Here is a 1,844-nt window from a genome sequence, read left to right as displayed (position 1 = left end):
AAGGATTATGATTATTTTAGCAATATTCAAAATAATATTAAAAAAATATTTGTTAAACCTACTAAAGATATTGATAAGGAAGACGAATACAATGAAAAAAATGATTAAAATATTATTATTGGTTGTTTTAGTAACTATTTTAATAAGTGAAGTTTCATATGCTCAACCAGATTCATCTTTATTGGATAGATTAGCTGGTAACCAACCTGAGGACTACGTTTTTTCATTACGAATTGTATTCCTGTTGACTATACTTACTTTGGCACCATCTATTTTAATAATGATGACAAGCTTTACAAGATTGATTATAGTACTATCGTTTATTAGGAATGCATTAGGACTTCAACAAACACCTCCTAATCAGGTTATAATAGGTCTAGCTTTGTTTTTAACTTTCTTTATAATGGCGCCAATAGGTACACAAATCAATGAGGAAGCAATTCAACCTTATTTAAGGGAAGAAATTAATCAAGAGATTGCTTTAGAAAGAGCATTAGAACCTATAAGAGAATTTATGCTTAAACAAACTAGAGACAAGGATTTAGGATTATTTTTAAATATGAAAAATATGGATGGTGTTAGCAGGCTTGAAGATATACCTAATCATGTATTGATACCTGCTTTTATAATAAGCGAATTGAAAACAGCTTTTCAAATTGGTTTTGTAATATATGTTCCATTTCTAGTAATAGATATGGTTGTGGCTAGTACATTAATGTCAATGGGTATGATGATGTTACCACCAGTAATAATCTCTTTACCTTTTAAAATATTATTATTTGTATTAGTTGATGGGTGGAACTTAATAGTTAAGTCCTTGGTACTAGGTTTTAAATAGGAGTGATGAAATGAGCGAAGGAGATGTATTAAAATTAGCTCAAGATGCTGTTAGAACTATTTTAATGGTATCTGCACCAATGTTAATATTTAGTTTAACAGTTGGTTTGATAGTAAGTATTATACAGGCTGTAACTCAAATCCAAGAAGCTACATTGGCTTTTGTCCCAAAAATTGTAGCAGTACTTTTGTCTTTAGTTATTTTCGGACCTTGGATACTTAAATTTATAACTCAATTTGCTACAGGGTTGTTTACTAATATTAACTTGTATATACAATAGATAGGTGTTGATTATGGGAGTTGTCTTTGATTTATTATTAGATAAATTTGAAACTTTTTTATTGGTTCTAGTTAGAACTTCTGGAATATTTATAGTTTCACCCTTTTTTAGTTCTCAGAATGTGCCTAACTCCTTGAAGGCTGGTTTTTCATTTATATTATCAATACTTTTAACTCTATCTTTAGATATTTCCCTTGTAATTTTAGAAACAACCTTTGTAGTTCTTGTAGTAAAAGAGTTAATGGTAGGCCTTATAATTGGATTTATCAGTTATGCTTTTTTTTCTACCTTCTATGTAATGGGACAAATTATCGATATGAAAATAGGTTTTGGTATGGTAAATGTTATTGATCCTCAGCATAGAGTACAAATTCCCGTTATGGGAAATTTTTATTACATATTAGCTTTTTTACTTTTATTAAGTATTAATGGCCATCATAGTATTATAAATGGGTTAATGGATAGTTATGAATTTATCCCCATTGGAGGTTTTGCTTTTAATATAGAAATAGGATTTTTTTTAACAGATATTTTATCTCAGTCTTTTATTACCGGATTTAAATTAAGCGCACCAATTGTAGGTACAATCTTCTTAACGGATTTATTATTAGGAATTTTAGCTAGAACTATTCCTCAAATGAATGTTTTTGTTGTAGGTTTACCTTTAAAAATTTTAATTGGATTAATAATAATTGGTGTATCTATACCAATATTTTATTCAATAAC

The 1,844-nt window shown here is 28.4% G+C and carries 3 protein-coding genes; all 3 read left to right on the top strand.

Features of this window, described 5'->3' with window-relative positions:
- The first annotated feature begins 91 nt into the window (after positions 1 to 91).
- On the top strand, positions 92 to 838 hold the full coding sequence (fliP, locus tag VK998_RS05400; RefSeq protein WP_325226346.1) for a flagellar type III secretion system pore protein FliP: 747 nt from the start codon (positions 92 to 94) through the stop codon (positions 836 to 838).
- Positions 839 to 848: 10 nt separating this feature from the next.
- Positions 849 to 1,118 (top strand): flagellar biosynthesis protein FliQ, encoded by a 270-nt coding sequence (fliQ, locus tag VK998_RS05395; protein ID WP_325226344.1) that lies wholly within the window; start codon positions 849 to 851, stop codon positions 1,116 to 1,118.
- A gap of 13 nt (positions 1,119 to 1,131) precedes the next feature.
- Positions 1,132 to 1,844: flagellar biosynthetic protein FliR (gene fliR / locus VK998_RS05390; RefSeq protein WP_325226342.1), on the top strand; the 713-nt coding region annotated here is incomplete at its 3' end.

Source organism: Schnuerera sp. (genome assembly GCF_035459645.1).
Taxonomy (GTDB): domain Bacteria; phylum Bacillota; class Clostridia; order Tissierellales; family Tepidimicrobiaceae; genus Schnuerera.
Note: the sequence above shows the minus strand (reverse complement) of the source record. Positions and strands in the feature narration are given on the sequence as shown.

Bases quoted from the DNA above. Each gene is read 5' to 3' on its own strand.
- fliP (WP_325226346.1), top strand. From the start codon at position 92: ATGAAAAAAATGATTAAAATATTATTATTGGTTGTTTTAGTAACTATT.
- fliQ (WP_325226344.1), top strand. From the start codon at position 849: ATGAGCGAAGGAGATGTATTAAAATTAGCTCAAGATGCTGTTAGAACT.